The organism is Streptomyces sp. NPDC102437 (genome assembly GCF_044765565.1).
Classification (GTDB): Bacteria; Actinomycetota; Actinomycetes; order Streptomycetales; family Streptomycetaceae; genus Streptomyces.
In genome coordinates this window covers 30076-50953 of sequence record NZ_JBIWKI010000008.1, presented here as the reverse complement: position 1 = coordinate 50953, position 20878 = coordinate 30076, and the positions used below count along the sequence as shown (strand labels likewise).

The following is a 20878-nucleotide window of genomic DNA, read 5'->3' as shown; positions in this document are numbered from 1 at the left end:
GCGATCCTCAGTCCTGCTTCTCGCCGCTCGCGAAGCGGGAGATGACCAGGGCGACGATGATGATCGCGCCGTTGAGGAACTGGTTCCACAGCGCCGGGACACCGCCGAGGGTCATCACATTGACCACCAGCTGGAGCGTCAGCACACCGGTCAGCGCCCCGAACAGCGTGCCGCGGCCGCCCTTGAGGCTGATGCCACCGATGACCGCGGCGGCGAACACCTGGAAGATCCAGCCGTTGCCCTGGGTCGCCGCGACCGATCCGTAGTGACCGGTGTAGAGGATGCCCGCGAAGGCCGCCAGCAGGCCGCCGACGGCCAGGACGATCCAGGTGACCCGGTCCACCCGGATGCCCGCGGCGCGCGCCGCTTCCGGGTTGCCGCCGATGGCGTAGAGCGAGCGTCCGTGGCGCAGCCACGCGAGCGCGGCGCCGCCGACGGCGAACAGCGCGAGGCAGATCCAGACGGCGGCCGGTGCACCGAGCCACTCGCTCTTGCCGAGGTAGCGGAAGGACTCCGGGACGTCGGTGATGGACTTGCCCTCGGTGATGCCGATGTGCAGGCCGCGCAGCATGGTGAGCACGCCGAGTGTGGCGATGAAGCCGTTGACCCTCAGCTTCAGCATCAGGAAGCCGTTGACCGCGCCGATGACCAGGCCCACCAGCAGGCAGAGCGGGATCGCCGACCAGGTGGGCAGCAGCCCCAGGCCCGCGAAGCGGCCGCCCTCGGCGGGCAGCACCAGCCACATCGCGACGACCGGCGCGATGCCGATCGTCGACTCCAGCGACAGGTCCATCCGCCCGCAGATCAGGATCAGCGCCCGGCCCAGCACCAGCAGGCTCAGCTCGGAGGACTGCTGGACGACGCTGATCAGGTTCTCGGAGGTCAGGAACACCGGTGAGACGATGAACCCGATCACCATCAGCACCAGGATCACCGGTACCAGCGAGAAGTCGCTCCACCTGATCAGCTTGAGCCGGTCCAGCGGCCTCTCGCCGGCCGGGGAGCCCTTCGGTCCGCTGTCGATGCCGTCGGCCGCCAGGGGCCGTACCGTGCCGGTCATTCCCTTTCCCCCACACCTTCCATGGCGGCGACGAGCTCCCCGTCGTTCCACCCGCTTGCGAATGTCGCGACCACGCGTCCGTGGAACAGGGCCAGCACCCGGTCGCAGACCCGCAGATCGTCCAGCTCGTCCGAGACGATCACTGCGGCGTTCCCCTCGTCGGCGACCCGCCGCACGACTCCGAGCAGCGAGTCCTTGGACTTGATGTCCACGCCCGAGGTGGGCCGCACCGCCACCAGCACGCTGGGCTGACGTGCCAGCGCCCTGGCCACCACCACCTTCTGCTGGTTGCCGCCGGAGAGTCCGGAGACGGGCTGCTCGGGCCCCTGTGTCCTGATGTCCAGCGAGGCGATCATCGAGCGTGCGAACTCCCTGGTACGGGAGGGAAGCACGGTCCCCCACGGGCCGAGCTGGTCGGTGACCGTGAGCGTGGCGTTCTCGGCGACGCTGCGTTCCAGGACGAGGCCCTGGTCGTGCCGGTCCTCGGGGATGTAGCCGATCCCGGCGTCCAGCGCGTGCGGCACGCTGCCGGAGCGCACGGCCCTGCCGTGCACCCGGACGGTGCCGCCGCCCGCCTTCCGCATGCCGGCCAGGGTCTCGCCCAGGGCCGTGTTGCCGCTCGCCGCCGATCCGGCCAGACCGAGCACCTCGCCGGGGCGGACCTCCAGGTCCAGCGGTTCGAACTGGCCCTGGACGGTGAGCCCTTCGGTACGCAGCACGGGCTCGGCCGACCCGTGCCGTGTCTCGGCCCCACTGCCGCCCGCGTGCCAGGCGGTGACACCGGCGGACTGCTCGCCGGTCATCGCCGCCACCAGCTCCGCCTTGGCGATGTCGGCGACCGGGGCGGTCAGCACATGGCGGGCGTCACGATAGACGGTGACCGCCGTGCACAGCTCGTACACCTCCTGGAGGTGGTGGGAGATGAAGAGGAACGCCACTCCCTGGCCCTGCAGTTCCCGCAGTTTGTCGAAGAGCCTCCCGATGCCCCGGGCGTCGAGCTGGGCGGTCGGCTCGTCCAGCACGATCAGCCGGGCGCCGAAGGAGAGCGCCCTGGCGATCTCGACGAACTGCCGCTGCTCGACGGCGAGATCGCGTGCCCGGGTGCTGGGGTCGACCTCGACGCCGTACTCGGCCAGCAGCCGCTGCGCGCGGCTGCGGAGCTTTCCCCAGCTGATCCAGCGGGCCTTGTCGTCGAAGCGGTTGAGGAAGAGGTTCTCCGCGACGGTCAGATCCGGGACGACCATGGATTTCTGGTAGACGCAGGCGATCTTCGACTGCCAGGCCGCGGTGTCCCCGAAGGCGGGCGCGGGCTCCCCGCCGAAGGCGACCGTGCCCGCGTCCGCCTTGTGGAGTCCGGTCAGGACACTGACCAGGGTCGACTTTCCGGCGCCGTTGCGCCCGACCAGGGCGTGCGACTCACCCGGCTGCACGGTGAGCCGGACCCCGTCGAGCGCCACGGTGGGCCCGAAGCGTTTGACAACGCCTTCCGCCTGTACGGCAGGTGGTGCCTGGTCCATGGCTAGCTCTTCTTCTCCGGCTGGTTGGCCCACAGCTTCGGGTCGTCGACGTTGTCCTTGGTCACCAGCGGCGCGGGGAGCTGGTCCTCGAAGCCGTTCGGGATCTTGATGATGTTGGAGTCGTGGTCGGTGGGGCCTTCCTTGAAGGTCTTGCCGTCCAGGGCGGCCTTGGCGTAGTACAGCGCGTACTTCGCGTACAGGTCGGCGGGCTGGGAGATCGTCGCGTCGATCTTTCCGGCCTTGATGGCGTCGAACTCCTCGGGGATGCCGTCGTTGGAGATGATCGTGATGTGCCCCGGCGTACCGGCCGGCTTCAGCAGCTTCTTCTGCTCCAGCAGGGCGAGGGTGGGCTGCAGGAAGACACCGCCGGCCTGCATGTAGATCCCGTTGATGTCGGGGTTGGCGGCGAGGGTGGCCTGGAGCTTGGCGGAGGCGACGTCGCCCTTCCAGTCGGTGGCCAGCTCGAAGACCTCGATGCCGGGGAAGTCCTTGTCCATGCATGCCTTGAACGCCTCGGACCGGTCGCGGCCGTTGATCGAGGAGAGGTCGCCCTGGAACTCGACGACCTTGCCCTTGCCCTTGAGCTGCTCGCCCAGGTACTTGCAGGCGTTGGTCCCGTATGCCTTGTTGTCGGCGCGCACCACCATGTAGATGTCGCCCTTGTCGGGGCGGGTGTCGACGCTGACGACCGGGATCTTCTTCTCGTTCAGCGTGTTGAGCGACTCGGCGATCGCACCGGTGTCCTGCGGCGCCATCACCACGGCCTTGGCGCCCTGGTCGGCGAAGGTCTGGACGTTGGCGACCAGCTTGCCGATGTCGTTCTGCGAGTTGGTCAGCGGCAGCGCTTTGACCTCGCCCGCCTCGACGCCCTTCTCCACGTAGTTCTGGTACGAGTTCCAGAAGTCGCTGTCGCTGCGCGGCAGGTCGATCCCGACCTTCCCGCCGCCCGCGCCGTCGGCGGTCGACTCGCGGTTGCAGCCCGTGAGGGCGGTGACTGCCAGCAGTACGGCGCAGGCCGCCGCACTCGTCGTACGCACTCTCATTGGTGTCCCGTTCCTTTGTGAGTACCGGCTCGGAGCTCTGTCGGCAAAGCGGAGGTGCATCGTGCGCGGGGAGCATCGTGCGCGGGGGGGGCGCGGCCCATGACGCGGCTCGGGCCGCGCTCCCCCGGTCAGCTCTCGGCGGGGCGCAGGCGCAGCCCCTGCATGCCTCCGTCCACGGCCAGCGCCGTGCCGGTGACCGAGGCGGCGGCGGGGCTGGCGAGGTAGACGATCGCGGCGGCCACCTCGTCGGCCGACACCAGCCGCCCCAGCGGCTGGCGGGCGTTGAGCGCGGCCCGCTCGGCGGCCGGGTCGTCGGCCTGGCCGAGGAGCCGGCCGATCCACGGGGTGTCCGCCGTACCGGGGTTGACGCAGTTGACCCGGATGCCCTCGCGGACGTGGTCGGCGGCCATGGCCAGGGTCAGCGAGAGCACCGCGCCCTTGCTCGCGCTGTACAGGGCGCGCTGCGGCAGCCCGGCGGTCGCCGCGATGGAGCAGGTCTGGGTGATCGAGACGGCGCCGGGGCGGTCGGCCGCCGCGCGCCGCAGATGGGGCAGAGCATGCCGGGCGGTGCGGACCATGCCGAGGACGTTGATGTCCAGCACCCGGGTCCACTCCTCGTCGGCGTTGTCCTCTACGGTGCCGATGGATCCGATGCCGGCGTTGGAGACGACGGTGTGCAGTGCGCCCAGTTCGGCGGCGGCCCGGTCGACCGCCTCGCGCACCGCGTCGTCGTCGGTGACGTCGGCCTTGACGGCGATGACGCCCTCGGGGGCGCCCGCGGTCTCCCGGTCCAGAACGGCCACCCGGGCGCCGCGCGCCAGCAGCATGGTCGCGACGGCGGCCCCGATGCCGGAGGCGCCGCCCGTGATCAGGGCTCCCATTCCTTCGAAGTCGCTCGTCGCGGTCATCGGCCGGCCTCCTCGGTGGTGCGGCGGGACTGCCATACGGCGCCCTCCGGATAGCGGTGTGCGTCGATCGACTCGGGGAGCATCCGGGCTGAGAAGCCCGGGGAGCTCGGCGCGGTGTAGTGGCCCGACTCGATCACGGTGGGATCGGCGAAGTGTTCGTGGAGATGGTCGACGTACTCGATCACACGGTTGTCCCGACTGCCGGAGACCGCCACGTAGTCGAACATCGAGAGGTGCTGCACCAGCTCGCAGAGTCCTACCCCGCCCGCGTGCGGGCAGACCGGCACGCCGTACTTGGCGGCGAGCAGCAGGATCGCCAGGTTCTCGTTGACGCCCGCGACACGGGCCGCGTCGATCTGGACGAAGTCGACCGCCCCGGCCTGGAGCAGCTGCTTGAACACGACCCGGTTGGCGACGTGTTCGCCGGTGGCGACCTTGACCGGCTGGCCCGCGCGGACAGCGGCGTGGCCGAGGATGTCGTCGGGGCTGGTCGGTTCCTCGATCCAGTGCGGGTCGTACGGCGCGAGCGCGGTCATCCACTCGACCGCGTCCTGGACGTCCCAGCGCTGGTTGGCGTCGACGGCGATCCGGATGTCCGGCCCGACGGCCTCGCGGGCCAGGGCGAGCCTGCGGACGTCGTCGCTCAGGCTGCCGCCGACCTTCAGCTTGATCTGGGTGAAGCCGTCGGCGACGGCCTCCTTCGCGAGCCCGACCAGCTTGTCGTCGCTGTAGCCCAGCCAGCCCGGCGAGGTGGTGTACGCCGGGTAGCCCTCGGCGCGCAGCCGCTCGGCGCGCTCGGCCCGGCCGGGTTCGGCGGCCCGCAGGATCTCCAGGGCCTCGTCGGGGGTGAGGGCGTCGGTGAGGTAGCGGAAGTCGACCAGGGAGACGAGCTCCTCGGGCGTCATCCCGGCGAGGAACTCCCAGACCGGCCTGCCCGCGAGCTTGGCGGCCAGGTCCCAGGCGGCGTTGACGACCGCGCCGGCCGCCATGTGCATCACGCCCTTCTCCGGGCCGAGCCAGCGCAGTTGCGAGTCATGGGTGAGCTCGCGGTGCAGTGCGGCGAGATCGGCCGCGGTGCGGGGCACCCGGCGCCCCACCAGATAGGGGCGCAGCGTGTCGATGGCGGCGGCCATCACCTCGTTGCCGCGCCCGATGGTGAAACAGAAGCCATGTCCCTCGATGCCGCCGCTGCCGCTGTCCGGACCGCCCGTGCGGTCCTGGACATCGGTGCGCAGTACGACGTAGGCAGCCGAGTAGTCGGGATCGGGGTTCATGGCGTCCGAGCCGTCCAGTTGTTCCGAGGTCGGAAAACGGATGTCGTGGACCTCGAAATCCGTGACGGTCTGACTCATGTGCGCCCCCAGGGGAATAACATCGGACCTCTGTTCTGGTCATCCGATGTATAGCGCCACGAAGCCCCCAACGTCCAGCGATTGAACGAAATCTACCCATCACAGCTCGGATGTATCCCGGGTTTGATGCCACGATTCGACCGGTGGTACGCCCGTGCGGGCCGGGTTCGCCCGGCTGTGTGCTCAGGCTGCGGCGCAAGTGGCTGGAAGCCGTAAGGTTGATGGGTACACAAGGGAACTTCGGAAGGAGGCCTGGGTGATCGAGCTCGAGGGAGTTCCCGAGCTGATCGACCCGGTCATGGTGGCCGCGTTCGAGGGTTGGAACGACGCAGGGGACGCCGCCTCCACGGCGGTCGCGCACCTGGACCGGGAGTGGAAGGGCGAGGTGTTCGCGGCGCTGGACGCCGAGGACTACTACGACTTCCAGGTCAACCGGCCGACGCTCTGGCTGGACGGCGGGGTACGCAAGATCACCTGGCCGACCACCCGGCTCTCCGTGGTCCGCGTCGGCGGGGACAAGCCCCGCGATCTCGTCCTGGTCCGGGGTATCGAACCATCCATGCGCTGGCGCTCGTTCTGCAACGAGATCCTGGGTTTCGCCCATGAGCTGGGAGTGGAGATGGTGGTGATTCTGGGCGCCCTGCTCGGCGACACCCCGCACACCCGGCCGGTGCCGGTCAGCGGAGTCACCTCCGACCCGGACCTGGCGCGGACCATGGACCTGGAGGAGACCAAGTACGAGGGGCCGACGGGCATCGTCGGCATCCTCCAGGAGGCCTGCACGCACGCGGGCGTGCCCGCGGTGAGCCTGTGGGCGGCGGTGCCGCACTACGTGTCGCAGCCGCCCAACCCGAAGGCCACGCTCGCGCTGCTGAACCGGCTGGAGGATCTCATCGGTCTGCGCATCCCGCTGGGCGAACTGCCCGAGGACGCGCGCGCCTGGCAGCTCGGCGTCGACCAACTGGCCGCCGAGGACAGCGAAGTGGCCGAGTACGTGCAGACGCTGGAGGAGGCCCGGGACACCGCCGAGCTGCCCGAGGCGAGCGGCGAGGCCATCGCCCGGGAGTTCGAACGGTATCTGCGCCGCAGGGACATCGGTCCGGGCCAGGCACCGGGCGGGCACGCGACGGAGAGCGGCGACACCTCGTACCTGCGCGACACCTCCAGCGGCCGCACCCGGCCGCCGAAGCCGGTCCGTCCCGAGACCGGGGGCGACCCGGACCCAGGCGCACCGCCCGCGGACGGACCCGGCCGGGAGGGCGACGGCGGCGGAGACGGCGAGGGACCGCACGGTCCGTCGGAGGACTCCCCGGAGGACTGACGGGACCGGTGGAGCGCCGGGCGGGTACGTGACCGCCCGGCGCTCCCGTGCTGTCCGGGACATTCAGGAACAGGTGAACCGGGCTCCGGCCCAGTCCCCGTGGTCACCGGTCTTGGAGCCGTTGGTGTCCGTGACCTTCAGGTGCACATGGCGCGCACCGTCGAGCTTCACGTCGACCGGCACGGTCGCCGAGGCCCCGGTCACCTTCGGGGAGGTCCACAGCACCTTGCCGTCCGCCTCGACGGAGAAGGCCACTTCGCCGTAGCCGTTGATCTCGTCGTCGATCCCCGCGTCCGCGGTGAACGCGGTGCAGCGCCCGCCGAGGTAGACCTCGATGTCGGAGTCGGCGTGGGTGCCGATCCCCTTCTCGTACGTCTTCCCGGCGAGGGTCAGCGGGTGCCCGTCGGTGGCGCCCGACTCGCCGTTGCTGCGGTCGCGTTCGGCCGGTCCGTAGCCGTTGGTGGACTTCAGCCACACCAGATCGCTCGCCCAGGCCTCACCGGTGGGCGGCGGCGGCATCACTCCGGCGGCGAACCGCTGGGTGGCGGTGCGGGATTCACCGGCCGACCGGTAGCGGACGAGGGCGGCGATCCGTGCCTCTCCCGCCGTGGCGTCCTTCGCGGGGGTGACGGAGACCTCGACCCGCCGGGTGGTGCCCGCCGGGATCCGGTCCACCTTCGCGGGCCCCGCGACCTGCCAGCCCTCGGGGACGTCCAGACCGACCTGGGCGTCCGTCACATCGGCCGTGCCCGCGGTGACGTCGACGGTGACGGCGCCCTCGGCCCCGGCGCCGACCTCCTGACCGGGCGGCGCGGAGACCACGGCGTTCGCCGCGGCGTTGCGCCCGCCGACCGCGCTGGTGTTCTTCAGCTTCACGGAGAAGGCCTCGGCGGTGGAGAGCGGCGCGGTCTTGATCTTCACGACGCCACCGCGGTCGTCCCGGTCGTACCACCAGCCCTGCTTCGCGGCCTTGTACGCGGCGGCGGAGTCCAGCCGGGGCAGCTTCCCGCCGAGCTCGACCGCGCTCGGGGCGGAACCGGTGTGCACGCTGAACTCGTACGGGCGCTTGCCCTGCTTGCCGGTGAACTGCCCCTTGCTCGCGCCGATCCGCACGGTCACGTCGCCCGCGCCCCGGACCGGGGCGTCCACTTCGGCCCGCTGGGTGGCGTACTTGCCGGCGCGGTGCTGCCGGGTGACGCCGTCGTCCTCGTACAGCGTGAAGGACGACTTGCCCTGCGGGTAGACGTCCCAGGCGAGCGGGGAGCCGGCGGTGCGGTCCTTGTACGAGCGGATGCCCGGCCACATCGGCACGCTGGCACCGCCCTTGACGAACAGCGGCAGGGTGTCGAGCGGGGCGCTGTAGTCGTCGAGGGTGACCGGCCCCTCGTAGGTCCGGCCGCTCCAGTAGTCGGTCCAGGTGCCCTTCGGCAGGTAGATGCCGTCGCGTTCGGTGCTGTCCTGGTAGACCGGGGCGACGAGGAAGTCCTCGCCGGACATGAACTCGTACTTCGCCGCGTCGGTCGCCGCCTTCGGGTCGTCCGGGTATTCGAGGACGAGCGGGCGGACCATGCCGACGCCGGTCTTCGTCGCCTCGTGCGCGTAGGAGTACTGGTAGGGCAGCAGCGACTCCTTGAGCTTGAGGTAGTCGCGGTTGATGGTGGTGTACGGCTCCCCGTACCGGAAGGGCTGCTTGTCGCTGGCCGCCCAGCCGTCCATCGTCATCGTGGTCCCCAGGAACATCTTCCACTGGAGGTCACGGGTGTACGTCTTGGCGCTGCCGCCGAAGATGCCGTCGACGTCGCCGGTGGTGTAGGCGAGACCGGACATCGTGGCGCCCGCGTAGGTCGGGATCTGCCAGCGGATGTAGTCCCAGGTGCCGTACTGGTCGCCGGACCACTGCACACCGCAGCGCTGGGCGCCCGACCAGCTCTCGGGGGCGTAGGTGAAGCCGCGGGCGTCGCTGTTGTCCTCGATGCCCTTGTAGGCGTCCTTGCAGCCGTCCAGGGCGAACTTGTAGCCGGCGCCGACCCAGGCGACGTCCAGCTTGGCGACCCGCTGGCCGGCCTTGACCTGATCGGCGATCTTGTCGATGCCGTCCTCGGTCCACAGGCCGAGCTGCATGTCGCGGTCCTGGAGGCCCTTCGCCGTCTCGGCGAGGTCCTCGTGGCCGCAGCCGTAGCCGTCGTTGACGAGCATCCAGCCGTTCGGCATGTCGTGCTCGACGTAGCCGTCGGCGACCTTCAGGGCGTCCAGGGTGTGGCGCTCACCGCGGTTGGCGTTGTGGAGGTAGCAGTCGGCGTCGCCGATCTCCATCCCGTACACCGGCGGCAGGAAGGGCTTGCCGGTGAGCTCGGTGTACTGCCCGATGACGTCCTTGGCGCTGTCGCCCGCGAAGTAGTACGCGTCGAAGCGCTGCTCCTTCGCGCTGGCGGTCACCGGGTCGTTGAAGGCGTAGGTGTTCGGCGCGTAGGTGTTGCGGAAGACGCCGTATCCGGCCGAGGAGAGGTAGAACGGCACCGAGTTGGGGTGGCCGCCGTCGTTCCAGTTGTAGTCGACGCCGACCTCGACGGTCTTGTCGCGGTGTGAGGTGTTGCCCCGGCCGTTCTGCATGCCGGCACCGTAGAACTGCTCGTCCGCGCCGCGGGCCAGCGTCTGGGTGGTCTTCCCGCCGTTCCAGCTCAGCCCCTTGGCCTCGGACCAGAGCTGGCTGCCGTCCGCCCGGTACAGGGCGAAGCGCAGGGGAGATTTGTAGGCCCGCAGGGTGACGTCGGAGGTGGAGAGTTCGTAGCGGTCGCTCCGCTCCTTCCACCGGGTGTGCGGCGGGGTGCCCTGCGGCAGGACGATGTCGTCGCCCGTCGGGTCCGAGAACGTGCCGTCCGGGGCGAGTTCGATGCGGAAGGTCTCGTCGGAGACGAAGCTGACCCGGGCCTCGGCGGCTCCGGCCTTCAGGTGGTAGACGGGTCCGTCGGCCGAGAACCCGGTGAGGTCGCCGACCGTGGTGTCCGGCTCGGCGGCACCGGCCTGGGCCGCACCTGGCCCCGAGAGGACGGCGAGCAACCCCAGCAAGGCTGCAACTGCCGCCGTTCTGATGCGCGTTGATGATTGCATAGAGCGCTTTTAGCGCAGCATCGAGCACTTGACCATGGACAAAACGGAACCGGCCCTGAACTTCGTCGAGAAGTCCAAGGCCGGTTCGTCCGGAACGTCCGGTGGATATCAGCGGGTTGCCACCCTGCGCGGCGCTACAGGGCGACACCCAGCAGCGCGTCGACGGTGCGCGAGACGAGGCCGGGCGCACCCTCGTCCGTACCGCCCTCGGCGTTCTGCCGCTCGGCCCAACGGTCCACGGCGGCCAGCGCGGCCGGCGCGTCCAGGTCGTCGGCGAGAGCCTCGCGGACCTCCTCGACCAGGGCATCGGCGGACAGTCCGTCGGGCCGGGAGACGGCGGCCCGCCAACGGGCCAGCCGCTCCATCGCGTCGGCGAGCACCTGGTCCGTCCACTCCCAGTCGGACCGGTAGTGGTGTGACAGCAGCGCCAGCCGGATCGCCGCCGGGTCCACGCCGTCGCGGCGCAGCTGCGAGACGAAGACCAGGTTGCCCCTGGACTTGGACATCTTCTCGCCGTCCAGGCCGACCATTCCGGCGTGCACATAGGTCTGGGCGAAGGGGTGCTCACCGGTGAGCACCTGGGCGTGCGAGGCGCCCATCTCGTGGTGCGGGAAGGCGAGGTCGGACCCGCCGCCCTGGACATCGAAGCCCATGCCGAGGTGGTCCAGGGCGATGGCGACGCACTCGATGTGCCAGCCGGGCCGGCCGGGGCCGAGCGAGCCGCCGTCCCAGCTCGGCTCGCCCTCGCGGGCGGCCATCCAGAGCATCGGGTCGAGCGGGTTCTTCTTTCCGGGGCGCTCCGGGTCGCCGCCGCGTTCGGCGGAGAGCAGCCGCATCGCCTCGGCGTCGAGGTTGGAGACCTCGCCGAAGTGCGGGTCGGTCTCGACGGAGAAGTACACGTCGCCGTCGAGCTCGTAGGCGGCGCCGGCGTCGCGGAGCCGTTCCACCAGCGGGACGATGCCGGGTATCGCCTCCACGGCGCCGATGTAGTGCTTCGGCGGAAGCATGCGCAGGGCGGTCATGTCCTCGCGGAACAGGGCCGTCTCGCGCTCGGCGAGCTCGGTCCAGTCCTGGCCGTCGCGCACGGCCCGCTCCAGGAGCGGGTCGTCCACGTCGGTCACGTTCTGGACATAGTGAACCTGCCGCTTGGTGTCGAGCCACACGCGCTGAACGAGGTCGAACGCGTTGTAGGTCGCCGCATGACCCATGTGGGTCGCGTCGTACGGCGTGATGCCGCAGACGTAGATGCGGGCGACGGGACCGGGGTCAAGGGTGATCCGTCCGCCGGTCGCGGTGTCGTGGATCCGAAGGTCGCGGCCCTTGCCAGGCAGGGCGGGGACCTCAGAAGCGGGCCAGGCATGCATGTCACGAGCGTAACCGGATGCATGTTCCGGATACGAACCGGATGCCGGATCTTGACCGAAGAGGCACTCTTGCGCCGAGCGGTTCCATCTGCTTCGGGAGGCGGCCCGGTCACCCCGGTCCGCGCCCCGCCACCCCGTTTCCGCTGCTCCGCTCAGACCGGAGGCCAGGGGATCGACGGCCATTGCCCGCTCGGCTCCGGGTGCCTGCCGGTCGCCCTGAGCCCCGCCACACGGCCCCGCAACGCCTCGATCTCGACCTCGGTGATCAGCTCGGCCAGCCGGGTGACGAGCGGGGTTCCCGGCGCGAGTTCCGCGCCCAGCCGTTCCACGACCTCGACGGCCTCGGCCGTCAGCGGCTCCCCCGCCCAGCCCCAGAGCAGTGTGCGCAGCTTGTCGTCGGCGTTGAACGTCACACCGTGGTCGATGCCGTAGAGCCGGCCGCCGGGTGCGGGCAGCAGATGGCCGCCCTTGCGGTCGCCGTTGTTGATCACCGCGTCGAGGACGGCCAGCCGCCGCAGCCGGGCGTCGTCCGCGTGGACCAGCAGGGCCGTCCTGCCCTCACCGACCTCGGCGTGGGCGACGGCCTTCCAGCCCTCCCCCGGCTCCTCATCCTCGACGAGCGCGAGCAGCGGCGGCTCGCCCGCCTCGCCGTCCGCGCCGTCCCCGCCGTTCTCGTTGTCCTCGTCGCCGTCCTCACGTTGGGGGGCCGCGTCGATCCACAGCTGGCACATGCCCTCGCCGTACGGGCCGTCCCGCAGCACGGTGGGCGGCACCAGGCCCCAGCCGGTCGCCTCGGAGATCTCGTACGCGGCCACCTCTCGGGCGGCGAGCGTGCCGTCCGGGAAGTCCCACAGGGGCTGCTCGCCGGCCACCGGCTTGTAGACGCAGGCCGCTTCCTCGCCGTCGCGCGCGACGGTGCAGTAGAGCACCGCGTTGGAAGCGCCGCGGATCTGTCCGAGAACGGTGAGCTCGCCCTCGGTGAGCAGATCGACCAGTTCGGTGCCGGTCAGGCTCCGCGACGGTATCCGTTCTGGCGCGGGCATACGTGTCCTTCCGGGTCGAGCGGCAGGCTGCACAGCGGGCACGGCGGACGTCCGGCGTTCACGACGTCCAGGGCGCGCTTGGCGAAGGCCCGTGCCTGCGCGCCGCTGAGACGGACCCGGAGCATCGGCGGCCCGTTCTCCTCGTCCTGGAGCAGCCGTTCCTCGGCCTCGGCGAGATCCTCGTCGGATTCCACGTCCAGTTCGACCAGCGCCTGCGCCTCGACGATCATGCGCTGTTCCTCGCCGTCCCAGGCGAGCGCCATCGTGCCGACCCGGAACTCCTCCTCGACGGGGACGTCCAGGGGCGCGGTGTCGGTGACGTCCATCGGCGCCACGGCGGGCACCGGGGAATTCCCTCCGGTCCGCCGCACCACCTCGTCGAGCAGTTCGTCGATCCGCTCGGCGAGCGCGGCGACCTGGGTCTTCTCCAGGGCCACGCTGGTGACACGTCCGCCTGAGGATGCCTGCAGGAAGAACGTACGACGTCCAGGCAACCCGACCGTACCGGCCACGAAGCGGTCCGGGGGGTCGTAGAGGAACACCTGACGGGACACGTCCTGTCTCCCTTGAACTCGACGGTGGATGGGGGCGGCCGGGGCCCGGGACATTCCCCCGGGGCAAGGCGCCTACGGAGCGTCCACCCTACTGCGCGAAGCGATCACGGTGCCCCAGCGCCGCCCCCGACCGCCGCGTCCGCGTCCGAGCCCGCCGGGCGCGGGTGTTCGCGCGGCGCCAGCGACGCGAGGTCCCCGGTGTCGCCGAGCCGCAGCAGGAAGGGCCGCAGCCTGGTGTAGCGGATCGCGGTGACCGAGCAGGGGTCGGCCTGGATCCGCTGGAAGAGGTCGAGATGCATGCCGAGCGCATCGGCGACCAGGGCCTTGATGATGTCGCCGTGCGAGCACATCACGTACATGGCGTCGTCGCCGTGCCCGGCCTCGATGCGGGCGTTCCAGTCCCGTACGGCGTCCACCGCGCGCGCCTGCATGCCGCGCATCGACTCGCCGCCGGGGAACGCCGCGGCCGACGGGTGCTGCTGCACGACGCCCATCAGGGGTTCGTCGGCGAGTTCCGCGAGCTTGCGACCCGACCAGTCGCCGTAGTCGCACTCACTGATCCGGTCCTCGGTGTGCAGCTCCAGCTCCGGACGGGCGGCGAGCAGCGGCCGCAGGGTCTCCCGGCAGCGCTGGAGCGGGCTGCTGACTGCGGCGGCCAGGGGCAGCCCGGCGAGCCGTCCGGGCAGCGCCGCGGCCTGCTCGGCACCGCGCTCGTCGAGCGCGACCCCGGGGGTGCGGCCCGCGAGCACCCCGGCGGTGTTGGCGGTGGAACGTCCGTGGCGTACGAGGATCAGGGTGGGCATACGGATCAGCCTAAGTGCTGGCCGCCGACGCCGATGAGGTGCGCCCAGGACCGCGGCAGGGAAGAATGCGCGCCGTGATCGTGGACTGTGCCATCTACCGGGACGGGCGCCGCACCGACGGCCCCGCCGACCTCTCCGATGCCCTCGAAGAGGCACGGGCCACCGGCGACGCGTTCCTCTGGATCGGGCTGCACGAGCCGACGGAGAAGGAGTTCGACCTCGTCAGCAGCGAGTTCGGCCTGCATCCGCTGGCGGTGGAGGACGCCCTGAGCGCACACCAGCGCCCCAAGCTGGAGGTGTACGACGACTCGCTCTTCGCGGTCATCAAGCCGGTGGTGTACGAGCAGAGCAGCGACACCGTCACCACCGACGAGCTGATGGCCTTCATCGGCGATTCGTTCGTCGTGACGGTCCGGCACGGGGAGGGCGCGCCGCTCGCCGCGGTGCGCCGCCGCCTGGAGGCCGAGCCGGAGGTGCTCAGGCACGGGCCGACGGCGGTGCTGTACGCGATCAGCGACGCCGTCGTCGACCACTACATAGAGGTCGCGGGCGAGCTCCAGGTCGACCTGGAGGAGCTGGAGACCGAGGTGTTCGCGCCGACCGGCGTCGGTGACACCAAGAGCACCGCATCCCGCATCTACACCTTCAAGCGGCAGATCCTGGAGTTCCGCCGGGCGGCCGGACCGCTGAGCTCTCCCATGGCCCGGCTGGCGAGCGCGGACGTGCCGTTCGTCCACGAACACTCGCAGCCGTTCTTCCGGGACGTCAGCGACCATCTGACGCGCGCCAACGAGTACGTGGAGGGGCTGGACCGGCTGCTCTCCGACATCCTCTCGGCCCATCTGGCCCAGGTGGGCGTGCGGCAGAACGACGACATGCGCAAGATCTCGGCCTGGGCGGCGATGGCCGCCGTGCCGACGATGGTGGCGGGGATCTACGGCATGAACTTCGACCACATGCCGGAACTCCGCTGGGTGTGGGCCTATCCGGCGGTGATCGCACTGATGGCCACGGTGGTGTTCGGGCTGTACCGGCAGTTCAAGCGCCGCGGCTGGCTCTGACGTACGGGCCAACGCCCCGCCCGGTTCAGGCGAACCCGGGCTCCGGCGTGGCGGGACCGCCCAGGGCGTCGCGCCGCTCGGGCTGTTCCAGGCTCACCATGCGCCGCCACCCGACGAGCCGTTCGTATGCGTAGACGGCGTGGATCCCGGCGGCCAGCACCGCCGACCTGACCCGGGGCCAGCCCAGGATGCGGCCCATGTGGTCCATCACGGCGAGGCTGACGTCGCGGTAGACCCGGATCTCGGCGAGCGCGCACTCGCGCAGGGTGCCCTGGATGGTGCGGCCGTGTCCGGCCCGTGCGAGGCGGAGCAGTTCCTCGTGGCAGTACGCCAGGTGGTTGTCCTCGTCGTTCGAGATCATTTTCACGGCGTGGCCGAGGTCGGGGTGGTCGGCGAAGTACTTGCGCAGCAGGGCCATCTGCTCGGAGGCGCGCTGCTCGGTGACCCGGCTGTGGGCGAGGTAGGTGATGATGTCGCGCTCGGAGAGCCGTTCCTCGCCCCGCAGCTGCTCGTGGGCGAGGCCGATGCCGTGCTTCTCCAGCAGCATCGTGTAGTCGGTCTCGTGCGGGACCTCGGCCGGCTGGAGCCCGCGCTTCTTCAGCAGCGCGTTGAAGATCCGGCCGTGCTTGTCCTCGTCGGCACCGTGCCGTGCGATCTTGGGCGCCAGGGCGCGCTGGCTCTCGGGCACCAGGGCGGCGATACGGCCGTTCTCCCAGCCGCCCTGGGCCTCCCCGCCTGCCGCGATGGAACAGAACAGCCGGAACGACTCGTCGTCGTCGAGAATCTCCTGGAACAGGTTCCTTGCCGAGAGCATCACTGCCACCTCCGTGCCGCATCCACCGAGCGACAGTCAAGTGCGGCACACCCACGCGGGCAACAGGAACGAGCCCCGGCTACGCCGGATGGGGGTGCGGCCCAGCGTAACCGCGCTGCCGTGCGCACGTTGATATGCGTAACGGCCGTGGCGGGGAGCCCCCGAGCCCCCACCACGGCCGTAGTGATGCCTTCCGGGGTCCTGGAGCGTCCAGCAGTAGACCTCGCGGCGTCGCGCGGCTGCCTACTGCCGGACGCTCTACGCGAGCCCGGAGCGCTCCAGCGCGTCCGTACCGGCCCGCAGGGCCGTGAGCCGCTCCTCCAGCGTGAATCCGGCCGGGGCGAGGGTCAGTGTCGTGACACCCGCGGCGGCGTAGGCCTGCATCCGCTCGGCGATCCGCTCGACCGGACCGAGCAGCGTGGTCTGGTCGATCAGCTCGTGCGGTACGGCGGCGGCGGCGCCGCTCTTGTCGCCGGACAGGTACTTGTCCTGGATCTCGGCGGCTTGCTTCTCGTAGCCCATGCGCTGCGCGAGCTGGTTGTAGAAGTTCTGCTTCCGGCTGCCCATGCCGCCCACGTACAGGGCGGTGTACGGACGGAACATGTCCGCGAGGCCGTTGACGTCGTCGCCGACGGCGAGCGGCAGGGTCGGGCAGACGTCGAAGCCCTCCATGGTCAGACCGGCCTTCTCCCGGCCCGCCCGCAGGTACTTCACCGCCGTGTCCTCCAGGTGCTCGGCGGAGGGGAAGATCAGCAGCGCGCCGTCGGCGATCTCGCCGGTCTGTTCCAGGTTCTTCGGACCGATCGCGGCGATGTAGAGCGGGATGTGCTCGCGCTGCGGGTCGACGGTCAGCTTGATGGGCTTGCCCGGACCGTCCGGCAGCGGCAGCGTCCAGTGCTGTCCCTCGTAGGAGAGCCGCTCGCGGGACATGGCCCTGCGGACGATCTCGACGTACTCCCGGGTGCGGGCCAGCGGTTTGTCGAACTTGACCCCGTACCAGCCCTCGGAGACCTGCGGTCCCGACACGCCGAGGCCGAGCCGGAACCGGCCGCCGGAGAGCGAGTCGAGGGTGGCGGCGGTCATCGCCGTCATGGCCGGCTGGCGGGCCGGGATCTGCATGATCGCGGAGCCGACGTCGATGGACTCGGTCCGGGCGGCGACCCAGGAGAGCACGGTCGGCGCGTCGGAGCCGTACGCCTCGGCCGCCCAGCAGACGTCGTATCCGAGCCGGTCGGCCTCCTGAGCGACGGCAAGATTATCGCCGTCCATTCCCGCACCCCAGTAACCGAGATTGATGCCGAGCCGCATAGCCGCTCCCCTTACCGATCAGTAACGTCCCTGAGCTCCGGACTCTAGCGCGCGGCGGCGCGATCCGGCAGGGGCGACTTGACGCCGGGTTGTCCACAGGCTTCCGCCGAGTCGGGTTCTGGCCAGTAATCTCAGCGCCCATGGAGCAGAGGCATCTCGGCCGCACCGGCCTTCGAGTGTCCCGGATCGGGCTCGGCACCCTCACCTGGGGCCGGGACACCGATGAGCACGACGCCGCCGAACAGCTGAAGGCCTTCTGGGAGGCGGGCGGCACGCTGGTCGACACGGCCGACGTGTACGGCGGTGGGGAGGCCGAGTACCTGCTCGGGCAGCTCGTCGGGGGCCTGGTGCCACGGCACGATCTGGTCATCGCGACGAAGGCCGGCAGCGTGGCCGATCCCTACCGCAGGTTCGACGGATCGCGCGGGCATCTGATGGCCGCGCTGGACGCCTCCTTGGAACGGCTCGGCACGGACCACGTGGATCTGTGGCAGATCCACGCCTTCGACCCGGGGACCCCGCTGGAGGAGACCCTTCAGGCAGTGGATCTGGCGGTGTCCAGCGGGCGTGCCCGGTACGCGGGGGTGTCGAACTTCTGCGGCTGGCAACTGGCCAAGGCGGCGACCTGGCAGCTCGCCTCGCCCGGGGTGCGCACCCGGCTGGCGAGCACACAGATGGAGTACTCGCTGTTGCAGCGGGGGGTGGAGCGGGAGGTGCTGCCCGCCGCCCTCGACCTCGGTGTCGGGCTGCTGCCCTCCTCCCCTCTGGGCCGCGGGGTCCTCACCGGGAAGTACCGGTCGGGCACCCCCGCGGACTCGCGCGGTGCCTCGGAGCTGCTGGCCCCGTTCGTCGAGCCGTATCTCGACGAGGCCGCGAGCCGCGTGGTGGACGCGGTGGCGACGGCGGCGGAGGGGCTGGCGACGACGCCGCTCCAGGTGGCTCTCGCCTGGGTGCGGGACCGGCCCGGCGTGGTGGCCCCGATCGTCGGCGCGCGCAACGCGCAGCAGCTCACGGAGGCGTTGTCAGTGGAGGCGCTTAGTCTTCCTGACGAGATCTGCCAGGCGCTCGACGATGTTTCGGCGCCCGTGCACCGCTATCCCGACCAGGACTGGAGCACGCTGTGACTGCGCTTCCCCGGGGGGAAACCCCCGGCTCCCCGGCCGCCGACGACGACGCCGTCGTCGCGCCCCCCTCCGCCGACGTACCCGTCCCGTCCGCCGGGGACGGGACGGAGACGGAGGGCGGCGCCCCCGGGCCCACCGGGGCGGGCGACCCGGAGCCGTCCCCCGGCACCGGCGGGCCGGCCGAAGCGACGTACGGTAAAACCGATGCGGCGGACGGCGAACCGGCCGGAGCCGCAGACGGCGCGACGGACGACGGGCCGGACGGAGCCGACGGCTGCGACGACTCCGCGGACGGGCCGACGGACGACGAACCGGGCGAGCCGGCCGAGGCTGCGGAGGACACGGCCGACGGGGCCGGGGCGGACGCCGCCCCCGCGCAGCTCTCCGAGGCCGAGGCCGAGGTCGCCGCCCAGCGTGAGCTCCGGGAGCGGATCGAGAAGCGCAAGGCCGAGAAAGCGGGCCCCATCGCCGCCGGGGGGAAGCTGAGCGGCAAGGCGGCGGACCTGCTGGCGGCCGTGCGCGCGGTGGAGAGCGGCGAGCAGTCGGCCACCTCGTTCTTCGACTCGCCCGCACCTGCCGCCCCCCGCCGGATCGCACCCGAGCCCGCTCCGGCCCGCCCTCGCGCCCCCGAACCGGCACGGGCGCCGCAGAGTGCCTCGCCAAAGACCGTCGCCGCGACCGCCGCCGTACTGGCCGAGGGCGGGGCTCCGGCGGCGCTGGCGGGACCGGCGGCCGAGGTCCTCGGGGCGCAGGCGGCCGACGTTCTGCGCGTGGACCCCTGGCAGCTGCTGGCCGTGCCGGGGGTCAGGCCCGAGCAGGCGGACGGGTTCGCGCGGGCCCTGCTCGGTGCCGAGTGCGGTCCGGACGACGAGCGGCGGAGCGCCGCCCTGGTCGGCTGGCTGCTGGAGCGGGCCGCGCTCCGGGGCCACACGGCGCTGGACGCGTCGCAGGTACGGGCCGCGCTCGCCGAGCGTTCGGTGACCGATCCCGACGCGGCCGTGCAGCACGCCGTCGCCGAGGGCGTCGTCCTGGTCTTCCAGGACGACGAAAAGGACGGGCAGGACCACGACGGGCAGGGGGCCGGGGCGCCTGCGGAATCCGGTGAGGAACCCGGCGCGGACACCGAGCGGGCCGGGCAGGAGCCGGTGCAGGTGCTGCTCGGCCTCGACCGCTACGCACTCGCCGAGGAGAGCCTCGCCGACGGCCTGGCCCGACTGGTCAACGCCTGCGAGAAGGACGCCGACTGGACGGAGGCGGCCTCGGCCGCGAGCTCCCCGTCAGCGGCCGAGCTGATCCGCGCGGTCGCGGCCCACGGCCTGGTGGCACACACCGGGGGCGAGGCCGCCAGGGCCGAGCCCGCCGCCCTGATCACCGCGGCCCGCGCTCTCGGGCTGCGTGCCCTGGGCGCCACGCACAGCGCCGACGGCAGGCGCCGGCTGGCCTCGGCGACCGGTGACCCGGAGACGGCCGTCACCCTCGCCGGTCTGCTCTCCGGCGAGCAGGGCCCGGGGCGCGACGAGGAAGGCGCCGTCGCCGTCGACCTGCTCGTCGTGCTGGACGCCCCGCAGCTGGACGTGGAGACCGCCGCGATCCTGGTCGAGTCGCTGGCCGACGGCACCCGCCTGGTGCTCAGCGGCGATCCCGGGGTGCTGGGATCGGCCGGTGCGGGGCAGGTGTTCGCGGATGTGCTGGCGGCCCGCGCGTGCCCGCAGATCGTCTCCCGTACGCCGGATCCGGGCCCCATCGGCGAGCTGGTCTCCGGCATCGGCATCGGCGAGCTGAACCAGGTCGAGGCGCCCGGCAAGGAGGTGGTGATCGTCCCCGTGCGCGATGCGGGCGAGGCGGTGCACCGCACCGTGCAGCTGGTGGCCGACTCGGTGCCGCGCGCCATCGGCGTACCGTCGTCCGACACCCAGGTGATCACCGTCGGCCACGGCGGCTCGGCGGGCACCCGGGCGCTGAACGCGGCGCTGAAGCAGCGGCTCAACCCCGGGCCCGGCCGGTTCGGCGGCTTCGACCCGGGCGACCGGGTCGTCCACGTCCCGGCGCCGGGCAGGGCCGAGCCGGGGGTGGTCGTCTCGGCGGACGCCGAGGGCCTGCATCTGGACTGCGCGGGCACGGAGGTCGTCGTGGCCCAGGAGCGGGTGGAGTCCTCCGTGCGCCACGGCTGGGCCCTCAGCGCCCACCAGGCCGCCGGGATGCGGTGGCCCGCGGTGGTCGTCGTGCTGCCGGGCGACGCGGCGCAGGGACTGAGCCGCTCCTGGGTGTACACCGCCTTCAGCCGCGGCGAGCGCCATCTGTCCGTGGTGCACGGGGTGGATCAGGCGCTGCCGCGCGTGGTCGCCCAGCCCCCGGCCCAGGACCGTACGACGCGGCTGCGAACCCTGTTGGAGACGCCGGCCCGCTGACCGGGTCCCGTCGGGGACGACAGGACCGGGCGGGCTCGACGCAGAGCCCGCCCGGCCGACGGATCAGCAGGCCCGCCGTCCCGCGGCAGG

General features: G+C 71.5%; 16 protein-coding genes. 4 read left to right on the top strand and 12 right to left on the bottom strand.

What is annotated here, in order from left to right; translation table 11 throughout:
• Positions 1 to 7: 7 nt before the first annotated feature.
• From ACIRJP_RS12465 to ACIRJP_RS12445, 5 genes are all read right to left on the bottom strand, one after another.
• Positions 8 to 1060: an ABC transporter permease gene (locus ACIRJP_RS12465; protein WP_404171851.1), complete on the bottom strand. Its 1053-nt coding sequence runs from the start codon at positions 1058 to 1060 to the stop codon at positions 8 to 10.
• Positions 1057 to 2577, bottom strand: coding sequence for a sugar ABC transporter ATP-binding protein (locus ACIRJP_RS12460; RefSeq protein WP_404171848.1), 1521 nt, complete (start codon positions 2575 to 2577; stop codon positions 1057 to 1059). The genes ACIRJP_RS12465 and ACIRJP_RS12460 overlap by 4 nt, the downstream gene beginning before the upstream one ends.
• A gap of 2 nt (positions 2578 to 2579) precedes the next feature.
• Positions 2580 to 3620 carry a sugar ABC transporter substrate-binding protein gene (locus tag ACIRJP_RS12455; RefSeq protein WP_404171845.1) on the bottom strand — a complete coding sequence of 347 codons (1041 nt, stop codon included), beginning with the start codon at positions 3618 to 3620 and terminating at the stop codon, positions 2580 to 2582.
• A 128-nt stretch (positions 3621 to 3748) separates the two neighbouring features.
• Positions 3749 to 4528: an SDR family NAD(P)-dependent oxidoreductase gene (locus ACIRJP_RS12450; protein WP_404171842.1), complete on the bottom strand. Its 780-nt coding sequence runs from the start codon at positions 4526 to 4528 to the stop codon at positions 3749 to 3751.
• Positions 4525 to 5880: an L-fuconate dehydratase gene (locus tag ACIRJP_RS12445; protein ID WP_404171839.1), complete on the bottom strand. Its 1356-nt coding sequence runs from the start codon at positions 5878 to 5880 to the stop codon at positions 4525 to 4527. The genes ACIRJP_RS12450 and ACIRJP_RS12445 overlap by 4 nt, the downstream gene beginning before the upstream one ends.
• Before the next feature lie 256 nt (positions 5881 to 6136).
• Here ACIRJP_RS12445 and ACIRJP_RS12440 point away from each other — a divergent pair, with 256 nt between their 5' ends.
• Positions 6137 to 7201 carry a PAC2 family protein gene (locus ACIRJP_RS12440; RefSeq protein WP_404171836.1) on the top strand — a complete coding sequence of 355 codons (1065 nt, stop codon included), beginning with the start codon at positions 6137 to 6139 and terminating at the stop codon, positions 7199 to 7201.
• Between the two features lie 63 nt (positions 7202 to 7264).
• On the opposite strand, the gene ACIRJP_RS12435 is transcribed toward ACIRJP_RS12440, so the two are convergent.
• The 5 genes from ACIRJP_RS12435 to ACIRJP_RS12415 form a co-directional block, all read right to left on the bottom strand.
• A complete protein-coding gene (locus ACIRJP_RS12435) occupies positions 7265 to 10309 on the bottom strand; it encodes an NPCBM/NEW2 domain-containing protein (protein ID WP_404171833.1) in 3045 nt (1014 codons plus the stop codon).
• 134 nt (positions 10310 to 10443) lie between these two features.
• Positions 10444 to 11673 (bottom strand): cysteine--1-D-myo-inosityl 2-amino-2-deoxy-alpha-D-glucopyranoside ligase, encoded by a 1230-nt coding sequence (gene mshC, locus ACIRJP_RS12430; RefSeq protein WP_404171830.1) that lies wholly within the window; start codon positions 11671 to 11673, stop codon positions 10444 to 10446.
• 152 nt (positions 11674 to 11825) lie between these two features.
• On the bottom strand, positions 11826 to 12716 hold the full coding sequence (locus ACIRJP_RS12425) for an SCO1664 family protein (protein ID WP_404171827.1): 891 nt from the start codon (positions 12714 to 12716) through the stop codon (positions 11826 to 11828).
• Positions 12680 to 13270 (bottom strand): DUF3090 domain-containing protein, encoded by a 591-nt coding sequence (locus ACIRJP_RS12420; RefSeq protein WP_124718684.1) that lies wholly within the window; start codon positions 13268 to 13270, stop codon positions 12680 to 12682. Before ACIRJP_RS12420 ends, ACIRJP_RS12425 begins: the two co-directional genes overlap by 37 nt.
• A gap of 104 nt (positions 13271 to 13374) precedes the next feature.
• A complete protein-coding gene (locus ACIRJP_RS12415; protein WP_358941006.1) occupies positions 13375 to 14073 on the bottom strand; it encodes a histidine phosphatase family protein in 699 nt (232 codons plus the stop codon).
• Positions 14074 to 14138: 65 nt separating this feature from the next.
• Between ACIRJP_RS12415 and corA the strand changes: the two genes are divergently transcribed.
• The gene (gene corA, locus ACIRJP_RS12410; RefSeq protein WP_404171823.1) at positions 14139 to 15134 is read left to right on the top strand and encodes a magnesium/cobalt transporter CorA; all 996 of its coding nucleotides are present in this window, start codon (positions 14139 to 14141) and stop codon (positions 15132 to 15134) included.
• 25 nt (positions 15135 to 15159) lie between these two features.
• Here corA and ACIRJP_RS12405 read toward each other — a convergent pair whose 3' ends face one another.
• Together ACIRJP_RS12405 and ACIRJP_RS12400 are read right to left on the bottom strand one after the other, a co-directional pair.
• Positions 15160 to 15948, bottom strand: coding sequence for a ferritin-like domain-containing protein (locus tag ACIRJP_RS12405; protein WP_404171820.1), 789 nt, complete (start codon positions 15946 to 15948; stop codon positions 15160 to 15162).
• A 258-nt stretch (positions 15949 to 16206) separates the two neighbouring features.
• Positions 16207 to 17256 (bottom strand): LLM class F420-dependent oxidoreductase, encoded by a 1050-nt coding sequence (locus ACIRJP_RS12400; RefSeq protein ID WP_404171817.1) that lies wholly within the window; start codon positions 17254 to 17256, stop codon positions 16207 to 16209.
• Between the two features lie 140 nt (positions 17257 to 17396).
• On the opposite strand from ACIRJP_RS12400, the gene ACIRJP_RS12395 reads away from it, so the two are divergent.
• Complete coding sequence (locus tag ACIRJP_RS12395; RefSeq protein WP_404171814.1) at positions 17397 to 18380, top strand: aldo/keto reductase; 984 nt, start codon at positions 17397 to 17399, stop codon at positions 18378 to 18380.
• Complete coding sequence (locus ACIRJP_RS12390) at positions 18377 to 20788, top strand: helix-hairpin-helix domain-containing protein (RefSeq protein ID WP_404171811.1); 2412 nt, start codon at positions 18377 to 18379, stop codon at positions 20786 to 20788. Before ACIRJP_RS12395 ends, ACIRJP_RS12390 begins: the two co-directional genes overlap by 4 nt.
• Positions 20789 to 20878: the final 90 nt, after the last annotated feature.

Excerpts from the sequence above, each read along its gene's own strand:
- ACIRJP_RS12465 (WP_404171851.1), bottom strand. The coding sequence starts at position 1,060 with ATGACCGGCACGGTACGGCCCCTGGCGGCCGACGGCATCGACAGCGGA.
- ACIRJP_RS12460 (WP_404171848.1), bottom strand. The coding sequence starts at position 2,577 with ATGGACCAGGCACCACCTGCCGTACAGGCGGAAGGCGTTGTCAAACGC.
- ACIRJP_RS12455 (WP_404171845.1), bottom strand. The coding sequence starts at position 3,620 with ATGAGAGTGCGTACGACGAGTGCGGCGGCCTGCGCCGTACTGCTGGCA.
- ACIRJP_RS12450 (WP_404171842.1), bottom strand. The coding sequence starts at position 4,528 with ATGACCGCGACGAGCGACTTCGAAGGAATGGGAGCCCTGATCACGGGC.
- ACIRJP_RS12445 (WP_404171839.1), bottom strand. The coding sequence starts at position 5,880 with ATGAGTCAGACCGTCACGGATTTCGAGGTCCACGACATCCGTTTTCCG.
- ACIRJP_RS12435 (WP_404171833.1), bottom strand. The coding sequence starts at position 10,309 with ATGCAATCATCAACGCGCATCAGAACGGCGGCAGTTGCAGCCTTGCTG.
- mshC (WP_404171830.1), bottom strand. The coding sequence starts at position 11,673 with ATGCATGCCTGGCCCGCTTCTGAGGTCCCCGCCCTGCCTGGCAAGGGC.
- ACIRJP_RS12425 (WP_404171827.1), bottom strand. The coding sequence starts at position 12,716 with ATGCCCGCGCCAGAACGGATACCGTCGCGGAGCCTGACCGGCACCGAA.
- ACIRJP_RS12415 (WP_358941006.1), bottom strand. The coding sequence starts at position 14,073 with ATGCCCACCCTGATCCTCGTACGCCACGGACGTTCCACCGCCAACACC.
- corA (WP_404171823.1), top strand. The coding sequence starts at position 14,139 with ATGCGCGCCGTGATCGTGGACTGTGCCATCTACCGGGACGGGCGCCGC.
- ACIRJP_RS12405 (WP_404171820.1), bottom strand. The coding sequence starts at position 15,948 with ATGCTCTCGGCAAGGAACCTGTTCCAGGAGATTCTCGACGACGACGAG.
- ACIRJP_RS12400 (WP_404171817.1), bottom strand. The coding sequence starts at position 17,256 with ATGCGGCTCGGCATCAATCTCGGTTACTGGGGTGCGGGAATGGACGGC.
- ACIRJP_RS12395 (WP_404171814.1), top strand. The coding sequence starts at position 17,397 with ATGGAGCAGAGGCATCTCGGCCGCACCGGCCTTCGAGTGTCCCGGATC.